This window comes from Octadecabacter algicola, from assembly GCF_021532625.1.
In the GTDB taxonomy this organism is placed as follows: Bacteria; Pseudomonadota; Alphaproteobacteria; order Rhodobacterales; family Rhodobacteraceae; genus Octadecabacter; species Octadecabacter algicola.
In genome coordinates, this window is the sequence record NZ_JAKGAR010000001.1 from 918,071 (window position 1) to 943,318 (window position 25,248).

Here is a 25,248-nt window from a genome sequence, read left to right on the forward strand (position 1 = left end):
AAGTTGCTTTAGCAGACGGCCCGTGCCTCAATATGGCATGGGCCGTTTTGCAATCTATCTACCAAAAAACGTGAGGGGCAAAGATGAGTGGTCGTAAATCCATAATTGACAAGTGCGAGACCGTGTTGGGGGCGGTCCAATGGGCCAGTATCTTTACAGCCTCGCTTGCCCTTGCAATTTTGATTGTCACCTTCGGGTGGTTGGTCTTTGGCCGCTATGTTCTCAACGTAACACCCACGTGGGTTGAACAACTGGCATTGATGTTGATCTGCTACATTGCTTTTCTCGGTGCGGCCGCTGGCGTACGCGACGATACGCACCTAGGCGTATCTCTGTTTCGTGACATGGCCCCAGAAGGCGTGCAAAAAGTTCTTATTGTTTTCATCGACTTCATCCTTGCGGCCTTTGGAACAGTGATGTTCCTGGCGGGCACAGAGTTGATGAGGTTTGGTTGGGATTCGTTCATTCCAATGCTGAACGTCCCTGAAAGTTTCCGGACTTTGGCGATCACACTTTGTGGTGCGTTGATTGTTCTGCACGCTGGTTCGCGTGGGATCATCCGCCTGCTTACTTTCTCACAGTGGCACCCGCTGCCCCAAACTCAGGAGTCCTGATATGGGTCTGCTCATCTTAATGCTCGTTTTTGGTGTCGGTGTTGTCATCGGCATGCCGGTTGCTTTTGCCATGGGGATCGCTGCGGCGTCTTCCTTCTGGTACGAAGGCTTCCCGATGCTTATCACCTTCCAGCGCGCGACAGCTGGTGTGTCTGTTTTCTCCCTTCTCGCCATTCCGTTCTTCGTATTGGCTGGTGAGATCATGCTGCACGGCGGTATCGCCGTGCGGCTCGTAAAACTCGCCTCTGCGCTTGTAGGTCACCTTAAAGGTGGTCTCGCGATGGTGAACATCTTCTCATCCATGCTTTTTGGCGGCATTTCTGGGTCCGCTGTTGCGGATATCTCGGCGCTGGGATCGATCCTTGTGCCTGTTATGAAGGAACGCGGATATCGACCTGACTTTGCAGTCAACGTGACAGTGACGTCCTCTATCGCGGGGATCGTTATTCCGCCGAGCCACAACATGATCATCTTTGCGGTTGCAGCCGGTGGCGGCATTTCGGTGTCTGGCCTGTTCCTTGCTGGCGTTGTGCCCGGTATGTTGATGTGCTTCAGCCTCGCGGTTGCGGCCTATATCCTGTCGATCAAACACGGCTACCCCGCTGAGCCCTTCCCCGGTTGGCGCGAAGTTGGTCGCAGCGCTGCTGACGCCATCCCAGGTTTCTTTACGGCTGTGATCATTGTTGGCGGCACGTTGTCCGGCATCTTTACGGTTACAGAATCCGGCGCCTTTGGTGCGATCTACGCGATCCTGCTAACGACATTCTATTACCGCACGCTGACGCTTAAATCGTTCATCACGGCTTTGACGGGTACCGTTCGCACGACATCAATGGTGATGATCCTGATCGCCTTTGCCAGCTCGTTTGCCTATCTTCTTGCGCTTTACCAAGTGCCGGAACGTCTGAGCAACGCATTGGTTCTGATTTCGGACAACCCGATCATCATCCTGCTTATGATCAATGTGATCTTGTTGATCCTCGGCATGATCATGGACATGGCTGCGCTGATCCTGATCTGTACTCCGATCTTCCTGCCGATCGCCAAAGGCCTTGGCATGGATCCAACACAGTTCGGTATCATGATGCTGATGAACCTAGGTTTGGGCCTGTGTACGCCACCTGTCGGGACCTGTTTGTTCGTGGGTTGTGCCGTGGGCAAGATCAAGATCGAACAGGCGTTGAAATCCATCTGGCCGTTCTATCTGGCAATGCTGGGCGCGCTGATCTTGGTGACTTACGTCCCTGCAGTGTCCTTGTGGCTGCCTGAAAACCTGCCAGTCTTCACAGCTTGGGTGAAATCGTTCTTCTCATAGAACGGTTTCGCCTGCGGGCTGCTCATTTCATTTGCTAGGACGAACATGTCGACAGTACCCAAATCCGCCCTGCACTACCTCAAGTGGCCCTTGATCGTAACTGTTGTCGGCTTGGGATTGTCGGCATGGCTTGGTTACGCAACGCACGGAACATTCGGCGCGGTGCTGTCCTTTTTGATGATTGGACTGGTGTTAGCAGCACTGGAAATCGCGCTGTCCTTTGACAACGCAATCGTCAACGCCAACAAACTGGAAGATATGACGCCCATCTGGCGTCAACGGTTTCTGACATGGGGTATTCTGATTGCCGTCTTCGGCATGCGGATCATCTTTCCGCTGGCGATTGTCGCCGTCTTCGCCAAGATAAATCCAATACAGGCGATGCAGCTCGCGATTGCACAGCCGGACGAATACGCCCGCATCATCGAAGGCGCACATAAATCGATTGTGGCCTTTGGCGGGACGTTCCTGATGATGGTCGCGCTCAGCTTTTTCCTTGATCCAGAAAAAGAAATCGACTGGGTTGGCCCTCTTGAAAAACGGCTGCGCCAGTGCGGATCTGTTCGTGGATTGGAAATCGCCTTTGTGCTGGCGATTGTGGCTGGGGTCTCCCTCGCCCTGCCCGTAGCAAAGCAGACCGGCTTTTTGTTGTCTGGCATCATGGGCATCATCATCTTCACAATGGTTGAAGGCCTCGGCAAAGCGCTTGATGGTGTTGCAAGAGACGCCACCAAGGTAGGCGCCGCGGGTGGGTTCGGGGCGTTCATGTACCTCGAAGTGCTCGACGCCAGTTTCTCGTTTGATGGTGTGATCGGCGCTTTTGCCCTGACGACCAACATCCTGCTGATCGCAATCGGCCTTGGGATCGGTGCGATGTATGTGCGTTCCATGACCATCATGTTGGTCGAAAAAGGCACGTTGAAGGAATTTCTCTACCTTGAGCATGGCGCGTTTTATTCGATCTTTGCGCTCTCCATAATCATGTTTCTGCAGGCGCTGTGCCACGTCCCCGAAGCCATAACCGGTTCTATCGGGGTCGCTTTGATCGGCGTCTCGTTGTTTTCGTCGATCCGCTACAACAAGCAACAGATCGAGACAGGCTGACCCCGAGTTTCACAGAGGTACACTATGAAAGTCCTAATCCACGGAACCGGTTTTGCAGGGCAAGGCCATACAGATGCGTTCCGTTGGGCTGGGGCTGATGTGGTCGGAATGGTCGGACGCACCGAACATGTGGTGCAGGAAGTCGCCGGCAAGTTGGCAATCCCTTACGCTGGAACGGATTGGGCCGCCGCCTTGGATGCTTGCCAGCCTGATATCGTATCCATCGCCACACCGGGTGGTGCGCATTACGAAGTCATCAAACAGGCCTTAGCGCGCGATTGCCATGTCTTTGTCGACAAACCCATGACACATAGCGGCGAAACGGCGGTCGAACTGCGTAACCTCGCACAGGCCAAAGGCGTTAAGACCGCTTACGCCGCGTCGTTTCGCTATGCCCCCAGCATCCTGCACGCAAAACGCCTCGTCGCTGACGGCGCAATCGGAGAACCGACCGAGGTTGAGTGCATCTCCCACTTCAACCTAGATCGTAACATCCCGTTTGGGTGGTCTCATGAGGCCGCCGCTGGTGGTGGGCGGCTCAACAACAACTTTACCCATACCCTGTCTATCGTGGCCTCGGTTGTCGGTGATGACATCCAATCCATCATTGGCGAAGTGCGCGATGACCTTGGCCGCGCGCCAATCGTCGAAGGTGTCCATAACTTCATGACGCGGCGCGATTTCATCCCCGACGATCTGAATGATCCGACACTGAAATGGGGCGATAGCGATGTGGAATGGTCCTATACCGTTCTGGCAAAGCTCGGCAGTCCTTTGGCGTCAAAACCAGTTTCAGTCTTGTTCAAACACGGTGGCTTGGTGCCTCGGTTCCATGAAGATCACATTGTGTTCTACGGCGCAAAAGGCGCAATCTACATCAAAGGCCATTATGGCAGCGGTCAGCTATCGCTTTATCTAGACGGCGCTTGGGTCGATCAAGACTTGCCCGAGGATATCAAAGCAGCCAACCCTGATGTCAAAGGCGAAACCGAACAGTGCTGGCACTACTTGGCCCGCGAATTTTTGGCTGACATTCAAGGCAAAGACGTTCCCCACTATCCGACCTTCAAAGATGGGGCGCAGTATCAGCAGATCATCGATGTGATCCGTCAAAACGACAATTGGACGGACATCACTGATCTGGCATGATCGGCCATTAAGACGAAAGGGAAAACAGTCATGAAAATCACGAGTGCACAGGTCTTTGTAGGTGGTCCCGGTAAGAATTACGTCACCTTGAAAATCATGACTGACCAAGGCGTTTATGGCCTTGGTGACGCGACCCTGAACAACCGAGAAACCTTGCCCGCAGCCTATCTTCAGGACTACCTGATCCCTGCTCTAATCGGCATGGACCCACGGCGAAGCGAAGACATCTGGCAGTTCTTCTATCGCGGTGCCTATTTCCGCCGTGGCCCCATTGCGATGGCCGCATATGGTGCGATCGACATGGCGCTTTGGGACATCAAAGGAAAGATCGCGGGGCTGCCGTGCTACGATTTGTTTGGCGGCAAAAGCCGCAATGGAGCGATGGTCTATGCCCATGCCACGGGCGCCGATCTTGAGGACCTCATGGACTCGGTCCAGCATTTTGTCGATGACGGTTACAAAGCCGTTCGAGTTCAATGCGGTATTCCAGGCATGCCCAGCGCCAGCTATGCAGTCCCCGAGGAAAAGGGATCTTCAACCGAATACATGACCAATTTCAGCGGGATACGACCCAAAGTTGAGACATGGGACACCGGAAAATACATGCGCTACATGCCGCAGGCTTTGGCCGATATCCGTGAACGGTTCGGCCCCGATTTGCATATCTTGCACGACGTCCACCATCGCCTTACCCCGCGCGAGGCCGCAGCCTTTGCAAAAGACGTCGAACCCGTGGACCTGTACTGGCTCGAAGACCCGACAGTTGCCGACGACCAAGATGCGCTGAAACTGATCCGTCAGCATTCAACAACCCCCATCGCCATCGGCGAGGTGTTCAATTCAATCTGGGACTGCAACAAGCTGATCGAAAACGAGCTGATCGACTTCATCCGCGTGGCCGCGACCTACGGCGGCGGTATCACCCAACTAAAGCGGATTATTGATCTGGCTGGCCTGCATCATGTCCGTACGGGCTTTCATGGCGCACCGAGCCATTCCCCCATCAGCATGGCTGCGCAATACCATTTGAACGCGTGGGCCCCTAATTTTGGCATTCAGGAATATCTGGTGCTGGGAACGCCCGAATGCGACGCCTTGTTCCCCCACGATCACCTTATGGAAAACGGGATGGTTTACGTCAGCGATGCACCGGGCCTCGGGGTGGATTTCGACGAAAGCGAGGCCACGAAGTACAGCTACAGTGCTGGCAGCCATCCGGTCGTGCGCCTGCAGGATGGTACACTGTGGAATTACTGATGGTGCTTAAAAATTAGGCACTCCGCCTTGGTTCTGTTTGAATTTTCAAGTCTTAGAGTGGAGGTCTCTGGCACTCCCCAAAACGCTCTCTTATCGTGATCCGACGAAAATTGAATGCCGGAGAAAATCATCACTCAAGCCGCCCCGATATCATTGCAAGGTGCTGATGCGTTGCAACCTCGTGCCATCGGTGCGGCGTCACTTTCAGTGAGTGCAGACGATACAGGCCGCACGCGCTTGCAGACAATGCGGCAGGCTGGTTCGACGCGCTTGGTTCTACCACAGACGTTTCGCCCAGACCTTGAAGCTGTGATCGTCAACACTGCTGGCGGGATCACCGGAGGCGACGCCTATGAATTTGCTTTTGAGGCTGGGCCGAACGCGACGCTAACCCTAACAACCCAGGCCGCCGAACGCGCCTATCGTGCGCAAACCGGTGAAACGGGCCGATTGAGCACGCAGTTAACCGTCAACGCGGGCGCGCGGCTCAACTGGTTGCCACAAGAGATGATCCTGTTTGAAGGCTGCAACCTGCACCGCTGCCTTGAGATCCAGATGGACGCCTCGGCAGAACTGTTGATGGTCGAACCCGTTGTCTTTGGCCGCACGGCTATGGGCGAAACCCTACGCGATGTGCAATTCAAAGACCGCATCAAGATTACCCGTGATGGCGTGCCAATCTATGTCGACGGTGTGGACCTGCGCGGTGATGCTGCGGCCCACCTTGCCACGACAGCAACGGCCAAAGGCGCTGGGGCTATGTGCAGTGTCGTGATGGTCACCCCTGACGCTGAACGCCACCTTACACCAGTACGTGCCTTGCTGCCCGATACCGCAGGCGCCAGCGTTCTTGGCAGTGACGTTTTGGTCATTCGCCATCTTGCACCGGACAGCTATGATCTACGCCGCGATCTGATCCCCGTTCTTGAACACCTTAACCAATCCCCTCTCCCCGCGTCATGGAGGCTTTAAGCCATGCAACTTACCCCGCGAGAAAAAGATAAACTGCTGATCGCCATGGCAGCCGAAGTCGCCCGCAAGCGATTGGCCCGTGGCGTAAAGCTGAACCACCCAGAGGCAATTGCCCTGATCACGGACACCGTGGTTGAAGGCGCGCGCGACGGACGCAGCGTTGCTGACATGATGGAAGCCGGAGGGCTGGTCGTGACCCGCGATCAATGCATGGAGGGCATCCCCGAGATGATCCATGAAGTTCAAGTCGAGGCCACGTTTCCCGACGGCACCAAGCTCGTCACTGTTCACAATCCGATTAGGTAGGAGAACAACATGATCCCCGGAGAGATTTTCCCAGCCGATACCCCTTTGACCCTGAACGAAGGCGCAGAGGCAATTACGTTGCAGGTTGCCAATACCGGCGATCGCCCTGTGCAAGTCGGCAGCCATTACCATTTTGCAGAAACCAATCCAGCGCTGGATTTTGACCGCGCCGCAGCCCGCGGCATGCGTCTTGATATTGCCGCAGGGACTGCTGTGCGGTTCGAGCCGGGCCAACGCCGCGACGTCCAGCTGATCCCCTTTGGTGGCGATCGTAAGATTTTTGGTTTCAATCAAGAAGTCATGGGAGACCTATAGATGCCTCGTGAAATCCCCCGCCCCCAATATGCTGCCATGTTCGGCCCGACGACTGGCGACAAAGTGCGCCTTGCGGACACCGACCTGATCATCGAAGTCGAACGCGATCTTACCACCTATGGTGAAGAGGTTAAGTTCGGCGGCGGTAAAGTCATCCGTGACGGTATGGGCCAAAGCCAAGTCACCCGCGCAAACGGTGCTGTGGATACGGTCATAACCAATGCGTTGATCGTCGACCATTCCGGCATCTACAAAGCGGATGTCGCGCTGAAAGACGGCCTAATCCATGCCATCGGCAAAGCAGGTAATCCTGACACCCAATCCGGCGTCGATATCATCATCGGACCAGGCACAGAGATTATCGCAGGCGAAGGCCGCATTCTAACAGCGGGTGGTGTGGACAGTCATATCCACTTTATTTGCCCGCAACAGATGGAAGACTCGCTGCATTCCGGCGTGACGACCTGCTTTGGTGGTGGCACTGGCCCTGCGCACGGCACGCTCGCCACGACCTGCACGCCGGGTCCATGGCATATCGGGCGGATGCTCCAGAGCTTTGACGGTATTACCATGAACATCGGCCTGTCGGGCAAAGGCAACGCAAGCCAACCAGACGCTCTGGTTGAGATGGTTCAGGCCGGTGCTTGTGCACTGAAACTGCACGAAGACTGGGGCACCACCCCTGCTGCGATTGATTGCTGCCTTGGTGTTGCGGATGATCTCGATGTGCAGGTGATGATCCACACGGACACACTTAATGAATCCGGCTTTGTTGAACACACAGTCGGTGCGATTAAAAACCGCACGATCCACGCCTTCCATACCGAAGGCGCAGGCGGTGGGCACGCACCAGACATCATTAAGATCTGCGGCCATGACAATGTCATCCCAAGTTCGACCAATCCAACGCGCCCTTTCACGGTGAACACGTTGGAAGAACACCTTGATATGTTGATGGTGTGCCACCACCTCGACAAATCGATCCCCGAAGACATCGCCTTCGCCGAAAGCCGTATCCGTCGTGAAACCATCGCCGCCGAAGACATCCTGCATGACATTGGCGCGTTTTCGATCATCGCGTCTGACAGTCAGGCCATGGGTCGTGTTGGCGAAGTCCTGATCCGCACATGGCAAACCGCCGACAAGATGAAGAAACAACGCGGCGCGCTGGCAGATGAAACTGGCGACAACGACAATATGCGCGTGCGCCGCTACATCGCGAAATACACGATCAACCCCGCCATTGCGCAGGGCGTTGGCCATGTAATCGGCGATATTTCTGTTGGAAAACGGGCTGATCTGGTCCTATGGGACACCGCATTCTTTGGTGTTAAGCCTGAAATGGTTTTGATGGCGGGTACGATCGTCGTGGCGCAAATGGGTGATCCCAACGCGTCTATCCCCACCCCACAGCCCGTCTATACGCGCCCTATGTTTGGCCAGTATGGCAGCGCACAACAGCATACCTCTGTCAGCTTCGTGTCAGGTGTCGCACAAGACGCAGGCCTGCGAGACAGCTTGGGACTAGGGAAACAAACGGTTGCAGTGAAGAACACGCGTACAATTGGTAAATCGGATATGGTGTTGAACGACGCCACGCCCGAAGTCGAAGTTGATCCCGAGACCTATGAAGTCCGCGCGGACGGTGAATTACTCACGTGTCAGCCAGCAGATGTGCTACCCATGGCGCAACGATACTTTATGTTCTGAAAGGCGCCCCAATGGCACATGTTTTCCAAACCCTTCGCTCTTCTTTTGTAGCTGGCTTGTTGCTCGCTCCGATCAGCGTGGCTGCGCAAACCAGTTGCCCAACGGCAAACATGCTGAACGGGCAAGGTATCCGGTTCACGCAAGACAATGGCGACTATGAAATCCACCGCATGGCGTCCAATGGATCGATCCAGCAGAACACGTATTTTAGTGGCGATGAGAGCCTGAATTATCTCGCTCACGGGGTTCATGTGCTTCAGTTGAGTTCGATTGAAAACGGGCGGATCATTCCAGATTCACTGTGGCAGTTTGTATTCGAAGAACCGATTGCAGACCTACCCGCCCCGGTTGCTGGTGGGACGTGGTCCGCACGGACAACTCAAATCCAGATGGGTGAAACAACCATCGAACGAGTGCGTCATCGGTGGGGGGCTGCAACCCAGTTCACGATGGGCGGCTGCACGTTGGATGCGATCCCCGTCAGCGTGAAATATACCAGCCGGGAATACGATCACATCGAAGAAGCGCTGTATTTTCCGGACCTCGGAACGGCAGTTCTGACAGCCTATTCGGATTCCGAAGGCCGAGATGAGTTCACCTTCGTTTCTGTTCGGGCGCAGTGAGACACATAAATGACGAACCCAACCGCACAGACCATCAAAAGGCACGCCCATGCAAAGGACCCTATGGGCCATTGCACGCTGACCTATGATGACCGTTTTTTGCGCCGCAAGATGCTGGCGACAGATGACGGGGTGAAATTCCTTGTCGATCTAGAAAACACCGAGTCCCTGAACCAAGGGGACGCATTCGTGCTGGGCGATGGCCAGATGATCGAAGTTCACGCGGCCCCTGAACCACTTTACCAAGTGACGGGCGATAATCTGGTGCAACTGGCGTGGCATGTTGGCAACCGCCACACCCCCTGTCAGATCGAAGCCGATCACCTGTTGATCCAAGCGGACCCTGTCATTGGCCATATGTTGGAACACTTGGGCGCTCAGGTGGCAGAGGTAACGGCCCCCTTCACACCAGAAGGCGGCGCCTACGGTCACGGGCGCACCCACAGCCATGAACATGTGGCAACCGCACATGACCACTAACCGCGACGTCTTAACCCTGACGCAATGGCTTTCCCCGAGTTTCCCCCTTGGGTCCTTTGCCTATTCCCACGGTCTGGAAACCGCGATTGCGAACGGCACCCTCGCGACAGCCACAGACCTTCAAGACTGGCTGACAGACCTGCTGGCACACGGCAGTGGCCGCAATGACTGCATCCTGCTGCGCGCGGGATATGACTGTGGTGATGATGGATTGGCAGATGTGAACGCAACCGCCCTCGCCTTTGCGGCCTCATCAGAACGTATTCAAGAGACGCTTTTGCAAGGGGCGGCGTTTTGCCAGACCACGGCGGCGATCTGGGGTGATAATACCCTTCCTGAACTTGCCCTACCTGTGGCAGTTGGGATGGCAGCAGCGCGACAGGGCATCGACCAAACACTTACAGCCTCAATGTATCTACAGGCCTTTTGCAGCAATCTGGTGTCTGCCTCTGTACGGGCGGTGCCGCTTGGGCAAACCGAGGGCCAAGCAGTACTGGCCGCCCTCTCCCCCCTGTGCATCGAAATTGCCGAAGACACCGCAAACGCCACCCTCGATGATTTGCAGAGCACGGCGTTCCTGTCTGACATCGCAGCGATGCAACATGAAACACTACAACCAAGGATTTTCCGCTCATGAGCAAACACGGCCCCCTTCGCATTGGTATCGGCGGCCCCGTTGGTGCGGGTAAAACCACGCTAACGGCGGCTTTGGCGCGGGCGCTGCACCCACGGTTGTCCATTGGTGTCATCACCAATGACATCTACACTCAAGAAGACGCTGAAGCGCTAATGCGCATGCAAATCCTACCGCAAGAACGTGTGATTGGCGTTGAAACCGGCGGATGCCCCCATACTGCAATCCGCGAAGACGCATCAATCAACCTCGCGGCGATTGCCGAGATGCGCAAACGCTTCGATGACCTAGACGCCGTAATGATCGAAAGCGGTGGCGACAATCTGTCGGCCACCTTCAGCCCTGAATTGGCAGATCTGACGATCTACGTGATCGATGTGGCAGCAGGCGAGGAAATCCCGCGCAAAGGCGGACCAGCGATTACAAAGTCGGATATTCTTGTCATCAACAAAACCGATCTGGCACCACATGTTGGTGCCTCACTTGACGTTATGGACCGCGACGCCACCAAAATGCGCGCGGGCCGTCCCTTTGTGTTCTGTTCCTTGCGAAATGATCAAGGCGTCGATGAAGTTCTCAGCCTCATCTCTGACATTGGCGGACTGCCGTTAGACTGACACCAGTTCGAGCAGTTGTTCACGCCCGACGTTGGCCGACACATCATCTAACGTGACTGTGCCGCGATCCATAGTCACGAACCGATCGCCCAGTTCAAAGGCGAAATCAAAGAACTGTTCAACCAAAACAATCGCGATTTCTCCTTGGTCCCGTAGCTTTTGAATGACCTCACCAATGTGTTTGATGATGTTGGGCTGGATCCCCTCAGTCGGTTCATCCAGCAGCAAGACAGATGGTTTGGTGATCAATGCACGCGCAATGGCCAGCTGCTGTTGTTGCCCCCCAGACAAGTCCCCGCCGCGACGTGCGGACATGTCCCGCAGCACGGGAAACAGATCGTAGATATGGTCTGGCACACCGTGGGCACGGCCCTCAAGGCAGGCAAAACCGGTCTCAAGGTTTTCGGTTACGGTCATCATCGGGAACACTTCGCGCCCCTGCGGGACATATGCAATCCCTGCCCGCGCGGCGTTCACGGCTGAATGCTTGCCAAGAACCTGACCGTCCAGTGAGATCGCGCCAGATGCAAACGGATGACGCCCTGCAATGGCTTTCAGCAAAGACGTCTTGCCCACGCCGTTGGTGCCCATCACGGCCGTAATCTCACCCTTCTTGGCGGAGAGATTGATGCCATTCAGAATCTGGCTTTGGCCATATTTCAGCGTTAAATCTTTGACTTCCAACATGATTATCGCCCCAGATAAACGTCAACGACGTCTTTGTTTTTCGTCACGTGATCCAAGCTGCCCTCGGCCAGAACCGAGCCTTCGTGCAGTACGGTCACTTTGCAATTCAGCCGGCGCACAAATTCCATATCGTGTTCAACAACGACGACAGCGCGTGTCTTGGCGGCCCTAACCAACAGATCAGTCGTGTGTTCACGTTCGGCTGGCGTCATCCCAGCCGCAGGTTCGTCTACCAGCAACAGGCGCGGATCCTGCGCAAGCAACATGCCAATTTCCAACCACTGTTTCTGACCGTGACTGAGCGAACCTGATTGTTGATCCAGCGCGTCGGTCAAACCGATTTCATCACTGATACCGCGAATGCGATCTTCGCGATTTTCGGTCTTGCGACGCAACAGAACATCGAACGGACCTCGTTTGTTTTTCAACGCCATGGCGATGTTTTCACGCACTGTCTGCGCTTCAAACACTGTGGGTTTTTGGAATTTGCGACCAATACCCGCCTGTGCGATCTGGCTTTCGCTCATGCCAAGAAGTGAATCTCCGCGATCACCGAAGACCACACGGCCTTCGTCGGGTTTCGTTTTGCCCGTCACGATGTCCATAAACGTGGTCTTGCCTGCACCATTAGGGCCAATGACGGCCCGCAGTTCAGGCTCGGCGATCTGGATGGACAGGTTGTTGATCGCGCGAAACCCGTCAAACGTGACCGAGACGCCGGAAACTTCAAGAAGCGTGCTCATGATGGCTCCCCCTCTTCATTGCGCCACGCGCCTTTGTCGGGGCCAAAATCGCCTTCGCGATCTGGTGGTGTCTTTTTGGCCAAAGCGTCAAAGATACCGCCGATGCCTTTGGGAAAGAACAGCGTGACCAACACGAAGGACAAACCAAGCAGTACCAGCCACCAATCGGTCCATTTGATCACATAGAAGCCAAGGTTGATGTCAGGTGCGGAACCACCTGTAAACCACGAAGACAAAAGCGATACCAAAGCCGCGCCAATCACCGCACCATAAAGTCGTCCACGCCCGCCAATAGCGACCCAAACCGCAAGGTAGATCGATGCAATTGGCGCGATTTCGGCAGGGTTAATAATGCCGGCTTGCGGGTAGTAAAGCGCGCCTGCCACGCCAGCAACCATAGCCGTCAGCGTGAAGACAAAAAGCTTATAATGTTCAACGTGGTAGCCAAGGAACCTAACGCGGGCTTCGTTGTCGCGGATGGCACGAATGACGGACCCGAATTTACCAGACACCACATACGCAAACAGTACATAGCCAAGCGCCAATGCGATCGCAGAAGCCCAGAAGAACCAGAGCGAAACAACCGCTTGGCTTTGGTCTTCAAGACCAGGAATATTTTGCAAACCTGACAACCCGTTGTTGCCCCGCAAACCGGTGTCGTTTTGGAAGAAGTACAATGACAGTGCTAACGTCATCGCTTGGGTCAGGATGGACAAATAGACCCCTGTCACCCGGCTGCGAAACGCCAGCCAGCCAAACACCAATGCCAACAACCCGGGAACCAAGACTACGGCCAGCAGTTGCAGTGGCAGGCTGTGTGAGAACGCCCAAATCATCGGGAATTCCGAACTCCCTACAACACCGAAAATCTGACCACCAACAGCGTCTGTAATCTCGGTCACAGTCGGAGGAAGCGCGTTCGCCTCTAGCGAGGTCAGCACGATCCCTTCGGTGCGCGCATACATCAGCCACATGCCGATCGCGTAACCACCAATGCCGAAGAAAGCGAAGTGCCCAAGTGAGAGGATACCGCAGTACCCCCAGACCACGTCCATGGCAATCGCCACAAGACACAGGCACAGCGTCTTACCCAAGGTCTTGAGGAACGAGGTAGAGATTAGGCCTAGCCCCGTGGCTTCGCTCATGACGGTCACAAGGATCGTGAAAATCGCCAAACCAGCAAGGAACCACAGAACTGACGGATTGCGCGCGATGAATGTATTTTTCATGATCTAGTCCCCCGCCGCACGACCCTTGAGGGCAACAATACCCTTGGGTCTGAATTGGATGAACAGGATTACGAACAGGATCATGTAGGTCTGTGCGGCCAGCGTATTCGACGGGTTGAAGAATTCGATCCCCTTCTGTGTGAACCCGATCAAAGATGCACCAGCCAGCGTGCCCCAGACATTACCAACACCGCCGACAACGACCGTCATGAAAGACTGAACGATGTAATCCGCCCCCATTTCAGATGTCACCTTGGCATAAAGCCCGATGGCAACCCCAGCGATCCCAGCGATGCCGGACCCCAGCCCGAACGTCAGCATATTGATGCGGTCAGGGTTGATCCCCATGCTTGCGGCCATGCCGGGGTTTTGGGTCACAGCGCGGACTTCTAGCCCAAGCCGCGTGCGTTTCAGAATAAACAAGATCAGCCCCAAGAACAGCAGCGCCAGAACGAAAATCGCAATACGGATATAACTGATCTGGATCACATCATTGACCACCCAAGCACCAGCCAACCAGTCTGGCGACGTAAGCGGGCGGGCTTGCGTGCCAAAGATGTTCTTGGCCAGTTGCTGCAAGACGATGGCGATCCCGAACGTGGCAAGCAACGTTTCCAGCGGGCGGTGATAAAGATGCCGGATCACCAACCGCTCCATCGCGACCCCAGCAGCAAAAGTTACCGCAAAGGCTACGGGCAACGCGATGATGATCGACAACGTGTAATTTGGCACAACCTGCTGCACGACGTAGCCTGTATAGGCCCCCATCATTATGAACTCTCCGTGGGCCATATTAATGACCCCCATGACACCAAACGTAATCGCTAGGCCAATCGCTGCTAGGAAATAGATCGATGCGAGTGACAAGGCATCCATCGTGAGGTCGATCGTTTGCCCAGCCCCAAGATAACCCGCAATCGCGGATTGCGCTTCTTCAGCGGCCGCCGTGATATCGGCATTGTCTTCGGTATAGGCGAGGTAGAACGTATGGGCGCTGAGGGCCGCTGCGCGTTCATCTGGCAAAACAATCGCGGGTGCGTCACCACTGGCGACTAAGGTTTCATAGGCAGCAATCCGTGCGGCGTCAGTGTCGAGTGTGGAAACGTCCACACCAGCGACCTGCCCGTCGGAAATTTGCGCTGTAAGCGTAGCGACGACATCATCCAGCGAGACCGTCGCAGGCGCGAGGTCCGCTTCTACCAACTGTTGGTAGGCGTCATCCGCTGACAGGTCTTCACCGACTTCAAGGATCCGAGCGAGGTTTGTGCCCTCAGGAACGTCCACGGCCACGAATTGGCGTGTGGCCAGAACTTGGCTGATTACGCCGCGCACTTCGACGCTTACGTCACCAGACAGATCATTGATCGCTGCAATCCGCGCTGCAGGGTCTTCGTCAAATTGCGCCGTAAGCTGGCGTTCAAGTTGTTGTTTGCGCGCAAGGATGTCTGCATCTGGCTCACCCTCTAGGCTGGCCCGTAGTGGCGCAAGCTGGTCACCAGACGGGTCGCGGCCAATCGCATCAAGCGCGGACTGGCGGCGGGTGATGTCCGGGTCAGACAACAGGAACTGAACCAAGGCGCTGCTGATCACGCGGCGCACACCTGCATTGGGTTTGGATTGGGTGAACCCGTCATCATCGGCGACGGTCGTTACCTCGGCCGTGTCCAGATCGGTCAGGATCAACCCGTCACCGTCTTCTACCGCACGGAAAAACACCCCGTCAGCGTCGCGCTGCCAAATCTCTTTTTCACGCCACCCTTCTAGGAAATCAGGAATGCCGGTAGCGGACGATGCCACCAAAGCGGCAATCACATCATCAACTGTACGGCGGGAGGGTTTGGCGACGGCCTCTACATTGTTTTGCAAAACGTCTTGGAGGGTTTGCGCTTGAGCGGGTTGGCCAAAGACCAGCACCATACAGAGCGACAGGCACGCGAGCAGGAGGCGCAGCATTAGGTATTCTTTCTTTGAAAATAGTTGAGGTGGGCGAGGCACCTGCCCCGCCCGCCCCAAAATGCATCTTAGTAGTTAGATGTCAGCTGAACGCATGTTTCAGTTTCTGTGTTGTACATGCCGCAACCGAGGTCTTTCCAATCGGAAACAAGTACCGCAGATTCCGGCAGATAGTCTGTCCATGCATCGCCAGGAACTTCTTCCGTTTGGCTGATGATGTCGAACTGACCGTCTGCTGTGATCTCACCAATTAGAACTGGCTTCGACAGGTGGTGGTTTGGCAACATAACAGCTGTGCCGCCTGTCAGGTTCGGAAATTCCTGACCATACATTGCTTCACGCACGGCATCGACTTCAACGGAACCGGCAGCTTCAGCAGCGTTCACCCACATGTTGAAACCGATATAGTGGGCTTCCATTGGGTCGTTTGTTACGCGTGTGTCGTCACCAGTGTAAGCTTGCCAATCAGCGATGAACTGCGTGTTGGCTTCTGTGTCAGCGGACATGAAGTAGTTCCATGCAGCCAAGTGGCCAACCAGCTCGGATGTGTCAAAGCCGGACAGCTCTTCTTCACCAACAGAGAACGCAACAACTGGGATGTCGTCAGCAGATACGCCAGCAGCAGCCAATTCTTTGTAGAAGCCTACGTTTGCATCACCGTTGATTGTGGAGATAACACCAACTTGGTTGCCGTCAGCACCCAGCGCAACAACGTCGCCAACAATCGTCGCCCAGTCAGAATGACCGAATGGTGTGTAGTTCACGAAGATATTCTCGGGCGCGATACCTTTTTCGATCAGGTAGCTTTCGAGAATGTTGTTGGTGGTGCGAGGATAGACATAGTCTGTCCCCAAGAGCGCAAATTGCTCAACGCCCAGCTCTTCGAGGAAATAATCGACAGCCGGAATGGCCTGCTGGTTTGGTGCGGCACCGGTATAGAATACGTTCTTGGAAGACTCTTCGCCTTCGTACTGAACAGGGTAGAACAGAAGACCGTTCAGCTCTTCGATAACAGGCAATACAGATTTACGGGACACAGATGTCCAGTTGCCGAAGATCACGTCGACTTCGTGCACAGTCAAAAGCTCGCGTGCTTTTTCAGCGAACAGTGGCCAGTCGGATGCAGGGTCTACAACGACCGCTTCCAGTTCACAGCCCAGAACACCGCCTGCATCGTTTTGTGTGGCGACAAGCATTTGCATAGTGTCAGCCAAAGTTGTTTCGGAAATCGCCATCGTACCTGACAGCGAGTGCAAAACGCCGACTTTGATGGTGCAATCTTGCGCCATCGCGCTGCTACCCGCAGCAATCAAAGTCATTGTTGAAAGAGTAGAAAGAAGTTTTGTGGACGTCTTCAAAGGATCGTTCCCCCATTTGAAATGCGACCGCGGTCTTGGCCCCATAGTTACGCCTTTTCGAAAGGCGAAAACCACGGTATCCCTATTGCCGCAGCTTATTGTTGCAGCCATGCGAGGGTTGTTATCTTCCAGGATCGCGCCCTCGCTTGGCACTCGTGCCTCTCATGAAGAGGCAGGGCGACATTTGACAAAGCACGGAAGCAAGGCAACGTATCGGGACAGGAAACACGCCAACCCGATGTTGCTCGCCTAATTTTTAACCAGCAAACCGCAATTCGCCCAAAAATTAATCTCGAATCCATCGCATCTTGCGCTACTAGTATGTCGTAAGGCTTAAAAATCATTAAAGCGGTTACGTTTGAGACGCTCGTGTGTCCCCGCTTTGGCCCATTTTTTTTCAATTCGATCTTTGGAAGAGCATAAAGACGCTGATCAAACTTGATGGCAGTGGCATAAACGAACCATCACCATTTCAAATTACCCCTACCACACGCGCAAGCCACCCTTCTGTTGTCAGTTGCAGTTGACCCGCGACATAGACTTCATGCGTGCGGGAACCGTTACGTTGGCTTTCGCACTTCGCTTCAATCTGGTTCTTGTTGCGCAAAAGCAGCGGGATCCGAGCGGTGATGGTGCGCTCTTTCAGTTATAAATCCGGCAAAGCGCATCATGGCGCCTGCCGGCTTTTATCATAGACCTTGCTCTTGGAACTGTGGAATTCGCGTAGCCCAGATATGATCGCGCGCGTGGTGTGAAAATACGTAAGCGTCGCATCAAGGCATTATGTCGACGACCCTGCACTGCTCTTAGCAGATGCAGGGCCTCCGAAGTATCCGGCTGCTAGTATTGGTTTGGTTAAGCTAAACTCTTGTGATCGCTTAGAACCAGATGCAATCTACCAATTGATCGACATAGTTTTCACCAAGGTTTCGGTGATCTTCAACAAGGATAGATTGAGAGTTCGACAATCGAATGGACACATCGCCGTTCTCTTGTTGAGTGATATTTTCGGAAATCCATCCCGTCAGATCAGGCACGGCCGCTTGAATATCAAAGGCGGTCAAATCCAAGACATCCTGCCTAAGGCCAGTCGTTTGGAAATCTGTGACCCTGTCTGAAAAGAAGCTAGCGTCAGGCATGAAAACAAATGTGTCTGCGCTGTTGCCGCCCGTCAGCACGTTCAAACCGGACCCACCGTACAGAATGTCACTGCCGGAGCCACCTTGCAGGACGTCGTTGCCTGCTCCACCATCCAAAACGTCATTACCCCAAGAGCCGTCCAAAACATCGGCTCCTGCATCACCAAACAGGTGATCGGCCCCGGCGTTACCATTCAGATTATCCCCACCGGTACCACCGCGCAGAGTATCAGATCCATTCCCACCGCGCAGATCATCCATACCTGCGCCGCCGTTCAACGTGTCATCGCCCTGCTGACCGATTAGTTCATCATTGCCGCTGCCTCCGTCCAACGTGTCTTGTCCACGGCCGCCGCTGAGGTAGTCCGCGCCGACATCACCCGAAAGAGCGTCATTGCCTTCGCCACCGAAGAGACGGTCGTTTCCCCCGCCCCCGGCCAAAAGATCGTTGTCAGCTCGGCCATACAGCGTGTCGGTACCAAGTCCTCCGTACAACGCATCATTGCCCGCAGCGCCGCCTAGAACGTCATCGCCTGCGCCCCCACTGACAACGTCATCACCCGCACCAGCCCAGACGCGGTCTGCGCCTATGCCACCCTCAATGGTATCGTTGCCTGCACCGCCATAAAGTCGATCGTTTCCACCATCACCATAAAGAAGGTCGTTCCCATCAGCCCCATGAAGCCGATCGTTGCCTTGCGATCCTGACAACATGTCGTCGTCGCTGCCGCCATGAAGCAAATCGGCGCCTGTGCCACCCGTGAGAGTGTCTGCACCCGCGGCACCGTACAAACGGTCCACTCCGGCGTTTCCAGCCAAGGCATCGTTACCCTGACCACCGAAAAGAACATCATTTGCACTACCTCCGGCCATGTCGTCGTTATCGCCTGCGCCAAAAAGTCGGTCTATGCCTGCGCCACCCAGCATCGTATCTTGCCCGATGCCACCATAGAGCAGGTCGTTACCACCATCGCCCATCATAAGATCATTGCCCGTCCCACCCCACAGGCGGTCGTTGATACCGCCTCCGGAACCGGCGTAATTCCCACTACCGCTGGAATCGCCGCCCGACAGGACGTCGTCTCCACTGCCACCATAAAGCCGGTCTTGCCCTGCTTCACCCATGACCACATCTTCACCTGCGCCGCCTCTTAACCGGTCGGCGCCGAACGCGCCGTAAATGGTGTCGTCACCACTTTGGCCAAAAACATTGTCAGCGCTATTGCCCGACAAAATTTGATCATCCCCAGCCTTCCCAAGGATGTGATCCCGCCCGGACCCGCCATCAAGTTGATCGGCTTCGAAGGTTCCATAAATACGTCTGACCATTTTTTAATCGCTTTCACATAAGGTTGAATTTTGCACCCCGATGCAAAATCAATCTTCCTGAAGCGAGATGCACGACTGAATAAGCATAGTCTCGCGCACTTTCGGATAGGTCACATGCTCGAAAGGAAAGGCTGCGGCGATAAGCGTCCCATGCAAACAGTACACATGGTTTCGGACCATTTTCTGCGCTGCCTTTGCACTGCTCGCTTCGAATTAGTTGCAGCGTAGCGTGACGGGCATTTCCGCATAATGAGCGTCTGGTCGATTTCATCAATTTATCCGTAAGCTTCAACACCCGTTTCGCTTGGAGCGGTGCATTAGAATGTAGAATTCGGGGACGTATGCTCGTGTCATAAACGGCAATTTCTGACCATACTTTCAGCATGGTAATTGATCATCTGAATAGATAGAAAAACACAAAAGGAAGTTAACGGATAAAAAATGGTTATGTTTATGAATAACAATCGTATCTTTAAATTAATTGCTGCGGGTTCGGCACTCGCCATCACGGCAGGTTGTGTCAGTGGTGGTTTGGCCGACAGTAAGACTGCCAGCCGTACCGCGTCAGTTTCAAATGGGCAGGTCAATGCGAACCTCTCATCGGAATCAAACGGTTCCGTTAGTGATCCAGCCGTCGGATTGGTGGCTTATGCTACCGGTGTAGATCAAACCCGTGGACAAATCGTGGCTGTTGCTGGCATCGAAGACAACCCTACCGTCGGTGCGCCTGTGACGACGAATGGTGTCGTAACCTATTCAACCCGTTATAATTATCAGATCGCGGACAATGTGACGCGCAGCGATACGTTCATTAGCGGCGAGCGGGCAACGCGAGTTTTTGATGGTCAAACAACGCTCACCGCTGATTTCGGGACCGGCCAATTAACGGGCAACACATCGGATTTGGACGTTAACGGAACCATTAACGGTCAAAACGTAAGAGGTAATGTAGTTGTCAATTACAACGTACCTACAAATATATTTGGAACGAACACTCTGACCGGATCAGTCGACGCTGATCTGACCGGTAAGATTGGTAGTACGGGTGTTATCGGTGCATTTACGGGTTCGGACAGTAACACTGTGGTTGCCGGCGGAATAGTTGGAACTGCAAACTAATGTTTCGAAAAATACGCGGCGCCTTTCAGAAAATGATTGGCGGCGCGTTTCTTTCTGCAACGCTCTGGTCAGGTGTGCACGCGCAAGACATCGATTACCCGTCGAATTTTAGCCAAGCACAGATACTACGCGATGCGGGCAATTATGATGCCGCTATTCCAATGCTGCGGTCCCTATTGCGGGACATACCCAACAATCTCTCAATTCGCGAGGAACTTGGGTATGCCCTGCTTTTGGATGGGCAGTTGGCAGCAGCGCAATATCAATTTGAAATACTGAAAGAACGCAGCGCAAATCCTGAAAAGCGCGCGCTCTATATGGCTGTTTTGCGCCGCATAACCGCCGAGAGGCCGATTGGCGTCAGTGTCATCCTCAGCTATGCGCCCACTTCCAACCTCAACCAAGGGACCGATAACACTACGTTTATTTCGAATGTTCTGGGAACTGGTATTATTGCGCCCGAAAGCCGCAGAATATCCGGCTGGGAAAGCCGTGTCGGGCTGAATGGATATGTACGCGGAAATTTGGGGAGCAACGGACGCCTTGCTTTTGATTGGCGTGGTGAACGCCGCTTTTACTCCACGCTTTATAGCCCCGAGACCGAAGTAGAAGTCGGCCTGACGGCTTCGCAAAGTTATCAATATGGTGATTTTGGCACGCGTGTATTTCGAATAGATCGCGAACGCGAACGTGGAGATTATACGAGAACGGGTATCTCGTTGTTCTCATCCAGACAGATCACCCCTACTCAGCAAATTAACGGGTTCATACAGTTTTCGGATTTAAAGTCAGAGGGTTCGACCAGCAGCGACGGCCTGCTGACACAAGTTAACTTAGGCTATACCGTCACCCCAAACCCCGCACTGTCGGTTCGGTTCGGGCTTCTGAGTGAGCATACAAATACACAGCTGGTATCGCAAAGTTACGCAAGTCTCGCCACGACGCTTCAGGCAAGCACTGCATTTCAAGGTGGATATGAACTGTCGGGCCAAGCCGTAGTGGGTAAACGCCAGTTTGACAGCGACCTCGGCTTTGCGCGCGAAGATAATTTCTCGAGCCTTTCGGTCACAGTATTCAATAGTCAGTACAGTTTCAGCGGCCTTGTGCCAAAGCTGACCTGCACATTGGCTTCGACAAGATCAAACGTTGCTTTGTTTGACGCGCAAACCCAGACATGCGGCATCGCTTTATCGCGCAGGTTTTAAGTTACATCCCCCAATATCCTAGTCCGCCATCCCCGTTGGTCTTATTTGGGTAATTGCGCCGCAAGACGTTCAGCAATGGATGCCCGGTGTGCCGCTTTCATCAATCACCGATCACGTTTCTAAAAAAACTTGTGCGTCAGGACCGCACCGATGTGTCCGTGATTGTCTGTTGTGATAAAGCACGCTTGAAACTTCCGTCCCTACGCCGCTAGAAGGGCTTTAGCGGTCCGGTAGCTCAACTGGATAGAGCACCTGACTTCTAATCAGGATGTTGAGGGTTCGAGTCCTTCCCGGATCGCCAAATTGATATGTTGATGACGTTAGACAGCAAGCAAAACGCTTAACGTCTGGTACTGAGGCTTGGCACCATTACCAATGCCGAAACGCCACGCTCTGGTTTGTTGACGACGTCAAGTTCACCGCCGTGGGCTACAATGATGTCGCGCGCAATTGAAAGACCTAGCCCAGCCCCTCCGGTTACTCTGCTGCGGCTCGCCTCGCCGCGGACAAATGGATCAAAGATCGTTGAAAGCAGCCCAAGTTCAATGCCGGGGCCGTCGTCTTCAACTTTGATGATTGCTTTGCCCCCCTGCACAGAAAGCACGACCTCGGCCTGACCGGCATAGGCGAGCGCATTCTCTACCAAGTTTCGGATCGCGCGGCTAAAGCTCACCGGACCTGCCGTGATGACGGGATCGCCCGTGGCATGAAACGGGACATCCAACTCCTCGCACAGCTTCGCTAGAAGCTCTTTCAACGACACGCTTTGCGTCAGGTTTTCGGACTGCCCTGTGCGCGCATAGGACACCAACCCGTCCGCCATGGCGGCGACCTCGTCGAGCGTTTCAATCATTGGTTCGCGCAACTCCCCTTCGATCATTTCGGCCCGAATACGGAGGCTTGTGAGGGGCGTGCGCAAATCATGGCCGACTGCAGCTATCGTGCGGGTTCGCTCCGCGTCAAATTGCGAAATGCGTTCCTGCATGGTGTTAAAGGCTTTCGCCGCTTGTTGAAATTCAAATGGGCCTGCCTCACGAACGCGAGCAGAACGATCGCCTTTTGCCGATCTTTGGGCGGCAATCGCCAGCTCTTGGATGGGGGAAATTGTCTGGCGCAGGAAAATCCAGACCGCACCCAAAACAATGATCAAGGAGCAGGCATAAATGGACAGCAAGTATCCAAGTTGCCCGTTAGTGTGCCAGCTCAGTGGCTCTCGCGCCGAAAAGTTCAGCCAGCGATTGTTATCCAACTGTAAGGACACCAAAACCACTTCACGATTGAGCCCGAAGTTGCGTGAATCCTCTGGCAGGCTAGGCTCTGCTCTGGACAGGATCGACACGCGCACATCGTTTTGCCCAAGGTCCTGTGCAATGCGCGCGGCCAGCAAGATGGAACGATCATCCGCGGAGGTGTTTAAGACGGCGGGATCGGCCGCGATTTTGATTGTCGTCACTCTGTTGGAGGCATCGGCCGCGAATTCGGCCTGATTTTCCGGCGCAAGGGCGCTTAGCGTCAGAACCAGCTCTTCGATGCGGTTGGTGACAAGCGTATCGCGCGCGTTTTCATCATTGGCACGCTGAGCAAGGACTGTGACAGCCAATGCCCCGACAAAGGCAATGCTCATAGCGAGGCTCAACAAGACCAAAAGCTGTGTCGCAAGCGGGAGACGTTTCAACACGGAACCACCGTTTCGACGGCCAGAACGTAGCCACCGCCGCGCTCGGTGATCAGCAGCTTGGGCGCTTTGGGATCATCTTCGATTTTCTTACGCAGCCGCCCGATTTGATTGTCGATTGTGCGATCAAAGGCCTTCTCTTCCCGCCCCGCTGTTATATCCAGCAAGCGCGCCCGACTGAGAACGGTATTCGGGTTCTGCAAGAAAACCGCGAGTAATCGGTTCTCACTCGTCGTCAATGAAACCTCACGCCCATCGACATGGTTGAGCCATTTGCGAGCTCCTTGATGGGTCCAGCCAGCGAAACTATTGTTATCGGACTGATATTGACGTTCGGGCATCCTGCGCAAAACAGCCTTAATCCGCGCCAATAATTCACGTGGGTTGAAGGGTTTGACAACGTAGTCATCCGCGCCCAGCTCTAGCCCAACAATGCGGTCTGTTTCGTCAGCCATGGCCGTCAGCATGATCACAGGAATGTTGGTGTTGGCCACCATCCAACGGCACAGGCTTAGCCCGTCTTCGCCTGGCATCATGATATCCAAAATTGCCAAATCAATTCCGGCCTGTTCGATCAACTGTCGCGCTTCAATGGCATTTTCTGCCAAAGATGTGCGAAACCCTTGCTTGCGCAGATATTGCCCGAGCGGCTCACGTATGCCGCGCGCATCATCAACGATCAGGATATGGTGGGATTTCTGGGTCATGGGGGCGGCGACTTCGGTTGATCACTTCGAGAATGAATGGCGCGTTGAGGCCGCCATCCTCGTTGATACCGCTCCTTCTCGCAAGGTGGCTAGGATCTCGTTCTAACCTGTGTGCCCGCGTCTTGGTTGGGTTTTCGTGTCGCAAAATGTATCAAAACGCGACAGCGGTTACATTCTGCGACAGGCTTCCCTTTGGGTTTGGCGGTGCAACGGGCCAGAGTACGGCCCGTGATTGAGGGTGAAATTTACCTTGCGTGGGGACGCCAAAATGCCGCTGAGCCGATGCTATAGGAATGGAACGTGCCGCATTACTGGCGTGCCGGACAATGGATAGCCGCGCGCTTCCCGTTGCCTTCTTGGCCATGGCGGCTCTCACGGCTTGTTTGGTTATCGCGACGTCCGAAACGCTCTGGGTAAAGCGCCAGCAGGCCGACCTGAGTAAGTCCCAAATCTTAGTGTTTAAAGAGAGGTCCAAATGATGCGATTTATATTGCCGACATTGGCTTTGCCGCTGTTTCTCATGGCTCAGGTCGCCCACTCCGAAGCGCCGGTAATGCAGACACCGGCCCCTGTGATCTACCTTGCGGATAACCTCGACGAGGCGGACAGCCTCGGTTGGTGCATCGACACCTTGGGCCGCGGTTTTGCTGAGGAGTTGCAGGCGCATTCCTGCAATCCACAGGGCGGCGACGTGCAGTTCACCCTTTTGGAAGACAGCGGTCTGATCCGCTCTGTTGAGTATCCTGATTACTGCGCAGAGGTCCTCCAAGGTCGCGAGGCTCAATTTGGATTGACGATCTGCGATGCTGAAAACCCGTCTCAGCAGTTCCGCTATGACCGCGAAACTCTGGCCCTTTCACCCGCCAATGACGAGACGCTGTGCATGTCCGTTGGGTCGGCCAGCCGATCCGCTGGGCCGTTCATGTCGCGCGATTTGCTGCTGGAAGGATGCGCTGACATCGATCCGGATCTGCGCGCCTGGATCATTGTGAACGAATGAAACGATAT

Annotated in this window: 25 protein-coding genes and 1 tRNA gene; 18 read left to right on the forward strand and 8 right to left on the reverse strand. The window is 54.6% G+C overall.

Annotation, left to right across the window (positions count from 1 at the left end; all coding sequences use genetic code 11):
* The first annotated feature begins 83 nt into the window (after positions 1-83).
* The 13 genes from L0666_RS04475 (at position 84) to ureG (ending at position 11,096) form a co-directional block, all read left to right on the forward strand.
* Positions 84-614, forward strand: a complete 531-nt coding sequence (locus tag L0666_RS04475; RefSeq protein ID WP_216036614.1) for a TRAP transporter small permease — start codon at positions 84-86, stop codon at positions 612-614.
* A 1-nt stretch (position 615) separates the two neighbouring features.
* Positions 616-1,929, forward strand: a complete 1,314-nt coding sequence (locus L0666_RS04480) for a TRAP transporter large permease (protein WP_235259125.1) — start codon at positions 616-618, stop codon at positions 1,927-1,929.
* Positions 1,930-1,974: 45 nt separating this feature from the next.
* Positions 1,975-3,033 carry a DUF475 domain-containing protein gene (locus L0666_RS04485; RefSeq protein ID WP_235259126.1) on the forward strand — a complete coding sequence of 353 codons (1,059 nt, stop codon included), beginning with the start codon at positions 1,975-1,977 and terminating at the stop codon, positions 3,031-3,033.
* Positions 3,034-3,057: 24 nt separating this feature from the next.
* A complete protein-coding gene (locus L0666_RS04490; protein ID WP_235259127.1) occupies positions 3,058-4,182 on the forward strand; it encodes a Gfo/Idh/MocA family protein in 1,125 nt (374 codons plus the stop codon).
* Positions 4,183-4,212: 30 nt separating this feature from the next.
* Positions 4,213-5,439 carry a D-mannonate dehydratase ManD gene (gene manD, locus L0666_RS04495; protein WP_235259128.1) on the forward strand — a complete coding sequence of 409 codons (1,227 nt, stop codon included), beginning with the start codon at positions 4,213-4,215 and terminating at the stop codon, positions 5,437-5,439.
* Positions 5,440-5,553: 114 nt separating this feature from the next.
* Positions 5,554-6,411 (forward strand): urease accessory protein UreD, encoded by an 858-nt coding sequence (locus tag L0666_RS04500; protein WP_235259129.1) that lies wholly within the window; start codon positions 5,554-5,556, stop codon positions 6,409-6,411.
* A 3-nt stretch (positions 6,412-6,414) separates the two neighbouring features.
* A complete protein-coding gene (locus L0666_RS04505; RefSeq protein ID WP_235259130.1) occupies positions 6,415-6,717 on the forward strand; it encodes an urease subunit gamma in 303 nt (100 codons plus the stop codon).
* Between the two features lie 9 nt (positions 6,718-6,726).
* Positions 6,727-7,032 carry an urease subunit beta gene (locus tag L0666_RS04510; RefSeq protein ID WP_235259131.1) on the forward strand — a complete coding sequence of 102 codons (306 nt, stop codon included), beginning with the start codon at positions 6,727-6,729 and terminating at the stop codon, positions 7,030-7,032.
* Positions 7,033-8,742, forward strand: a complete 1,710-nt coding sequence (ureC, locus tag L0666_RS04515; RefSeq protein WP_235259132.1) for an urease subunit alpha — start codon at positions 7,033-7,035, stop codon at positions 8,740-8,742.
* Positions 8,743-8,753: 11 nt separating this feature from the next.
* Positions 8,754-9,365, forward strand: a complete 612-nt coding sequence (locus tag L0666_RS04520; RefSeq protein ID WP_235259133.1) for a hypothetical protein — start codon at positions 8,754-8,756, stop codon at positions 9,363-9,365.
* Between the two features lie 9 nt (positions 9,366-9,374).
* Positions 9,375-9,845: an urease accessory protein UreE gene (locus tag L0666_RS04525; RefSeq protein ID WP_235259134.1), complete on the forward strand. Its 471-nt coding sequence runs from the start codon at positions 9,375-9,377 to the stop codon at positions 9,843-9,845.
* Positions 9,835-10,482: an urease accessory protein UreF gene (locus tag L0666_RS04530; RefSeq protein ID WP_216036604.1), complete on the forward strand. Its 648-nt coding sequence runs from the start codon at positions 9,835-9,837 to the stop codon at positions 10,480-10,482. The genes L0666_RS04525 and L0666_RS04530 overlap by 11 nt, the downstream gene beginning before the upstream one ends.
* A complete protein-coding gene (gene ureG, locus L0666_RS04535; RefSeq protein ID WP_235259135.1) occupies positions 10,479-11,096 on the forward strand; it encodes an urease accessory protein UreG in 618 nt (205 codons plus the stop codon). The genes L0666_RS04530 and ureG overlap by 4 nt, the downstream gene beginning before the upstream one ends.
* On the opposite strand, the gene urtE is transcribed toward ureG, so the two are convergent.
* The 6 genes from urtE to L0666_RS17255 form a co-directional block, all read right to left on the reverse strand.
* Entirely contained in the window at positions 11,088-11,783 is a 696-nt protein-coding gene (gene urtE / locus L0666_RS04540) for an urea ABC transporter ATP-binding subunit UrtE (RefSeq protein WP_235259136.1), read from the reverse strand. The genes ureG and urtE overlap by 9 nt on opposite strands.
* Before the next feature lie 2 nt (positions 11,784-11,785).
* Complete coding sequence (gene urtD / locus L0666_RS04545) at positions 11,786-12,526, reverse strand: urea ABC transporter ATP-binding protein UrtD (protein WP_235259137.1); 741 nt, start codon at positions 12,524-12,526, stop codon at positions 11,786-11,788.
* Positions 12,523-13,755 (reverse strand): urea ABC transporter permease subunit UrtC, encoded by a 1,233-nt coding sequence (gene urtC / locus L0666_RS04550; protein WP_235259138.1) that lies wholly within the window; start codon positions 13,753-13,755, stop codon positions 12,523-12,525. The genes urtD and urtC overlap by 4 nt, the downstream gene beginning before the upstream one ends.
* Before the next feature lie 3 nt (positions 13,756-13,758).
* Complete coding sequence (urtB, locus tag L0666_RS04555) at positions 13,759-15,708, reverse strand: urea ABC transporter permease subunit UrtB (RefSeq protein WP_235259139.1); 1,950 nt, start codon at positions 15,706-15,708, stop codon at positions 13,759-13,761.
* 68 nt (positions 15,709-15,776) lie between these two features.
* Positions 15,777-17,027 (reverse strand): urea ABC transporter substrate-binding protein, encoded by a 1,251-nt coding sequence (gene urtA, locus L0666_RS04560; protein WP_235259140.1) that lies wholly within the window; start codon positions 17,025-17,027, stop codon positions 15,777-15,779.
* A gap of 917 nt (positions 17,028-17,944) precedes the next feature.
* Complete coding sequence (locus L0666_RS17255; RefSeq protein ID WP_272492154.1) at positions 17,945-19,534, reverse strand: calcium-binding protein; 1,590 nt, start codon at positions 19,532-19,534, stop codon at positions 17,945-17,947.
* Between the two features lie 453 nt (positions 19,535-19,987).
* Between L0666_RS17255 and L0666_RS04580 the strand changes: the two genes are divergently transcribed.
* The 3 genes from L0666_RS04580 (at position 19,988) to L0666_RS04590 (ending at position 22,159) form a co-directional block, all read left to right on the forward strand.
* Positions 19,988-20,653, forward strand: coding sequence for a hypothetical protein (locus L0666_RS04580; RefSeq protein WP_235259141.1), 666 nt, complete (start codon positions 19,988-19,990; stop codon positions 20,651-20,653).
* Positions 20,653-21,858: a surface lipoprotein assembly modifier gene (locus L0666_RS04585; RefSeq protein ID WP_235259142.1), complete on the forward strand. Its 1,206-nt coding sequence runs from the start codon at positions 20,653-20,655 to the stop codon at positions 21,856-21,858. Before L0666_RS04580 ends, L0666_RS04585 begins: the two co-directional genes overlap by 1 nt.
* A gap of 224 nt (positions 21,859-22,082) precedes the next feature.
* A tRNA-Arg gene (locus L0666_RS04590) sits at positions 22,083-22,159 on the forward strand.
* A 39-nt stretch (positions 22,160-22,198) separates the two neighbouring features.
* On the opposite strand, the gene L0666_RS04595 is transcribed toward L0666_RS04590, so the two are convergent.
* Complete coding sequence (locus tag L0666_RS04595) at positions 22,199-23,482, reverse strand: ATP-binding protein (RefSeq protein WP_235259143.1); 1,284 nt, start codon at positions 23,480-23,482, stop codon at positions 22,199-22,201.
* A 47-nt stretch (positions 23,483-23,529) separates the two neighbouring features.
* Positions 23,530-24,240, reverse strand: coding sequence for a response regulator (locus L0666_RS04600; protein ID WP_235259144.1), 711 nt, complete (start codon positions 24,238-24,240; stop codon positions 23,530-23,532).
* Positions 24,241-24,533: 293 nt separating this feature from the next.
* On the opposite strand from L0666_RS04600, the gene L0666_RS04605 reads away from it, so the two are divergent.
* Both L0666_RS04605 and L0666_RS04610 read left to right on the forward strand, forming a co-directional pair.
* Positions 24,534-24,719 carry a hypothetical protein gene (locus tag L0666_RS04605; RefSeq protein WP_235259145.1) on the forward strand — a complete coding sequence of 62 codons (186 nt, stop codon included), beginning with the start codon at positions 24,534-24,536 and terminating at the stop codon, positions 24,717-24,719.
* Positions 24,716-25,240: a ricin-type beta-trefoil lectin domain protein gene (locus L0666_RS04610; protein WP_235259146.1), complete on the forward strand. Its 525-nt coding sequence runs from the start codon at positions 24,716-24,718 to the stop codon at positions 25,238-25,240. Before L0666_RS04605 ends, L0666_RS04610 begins: the two co-directional genes overlap by 4 nt.
* Positions 25,241-25,248: the final 8 nt, after the last annotated feature.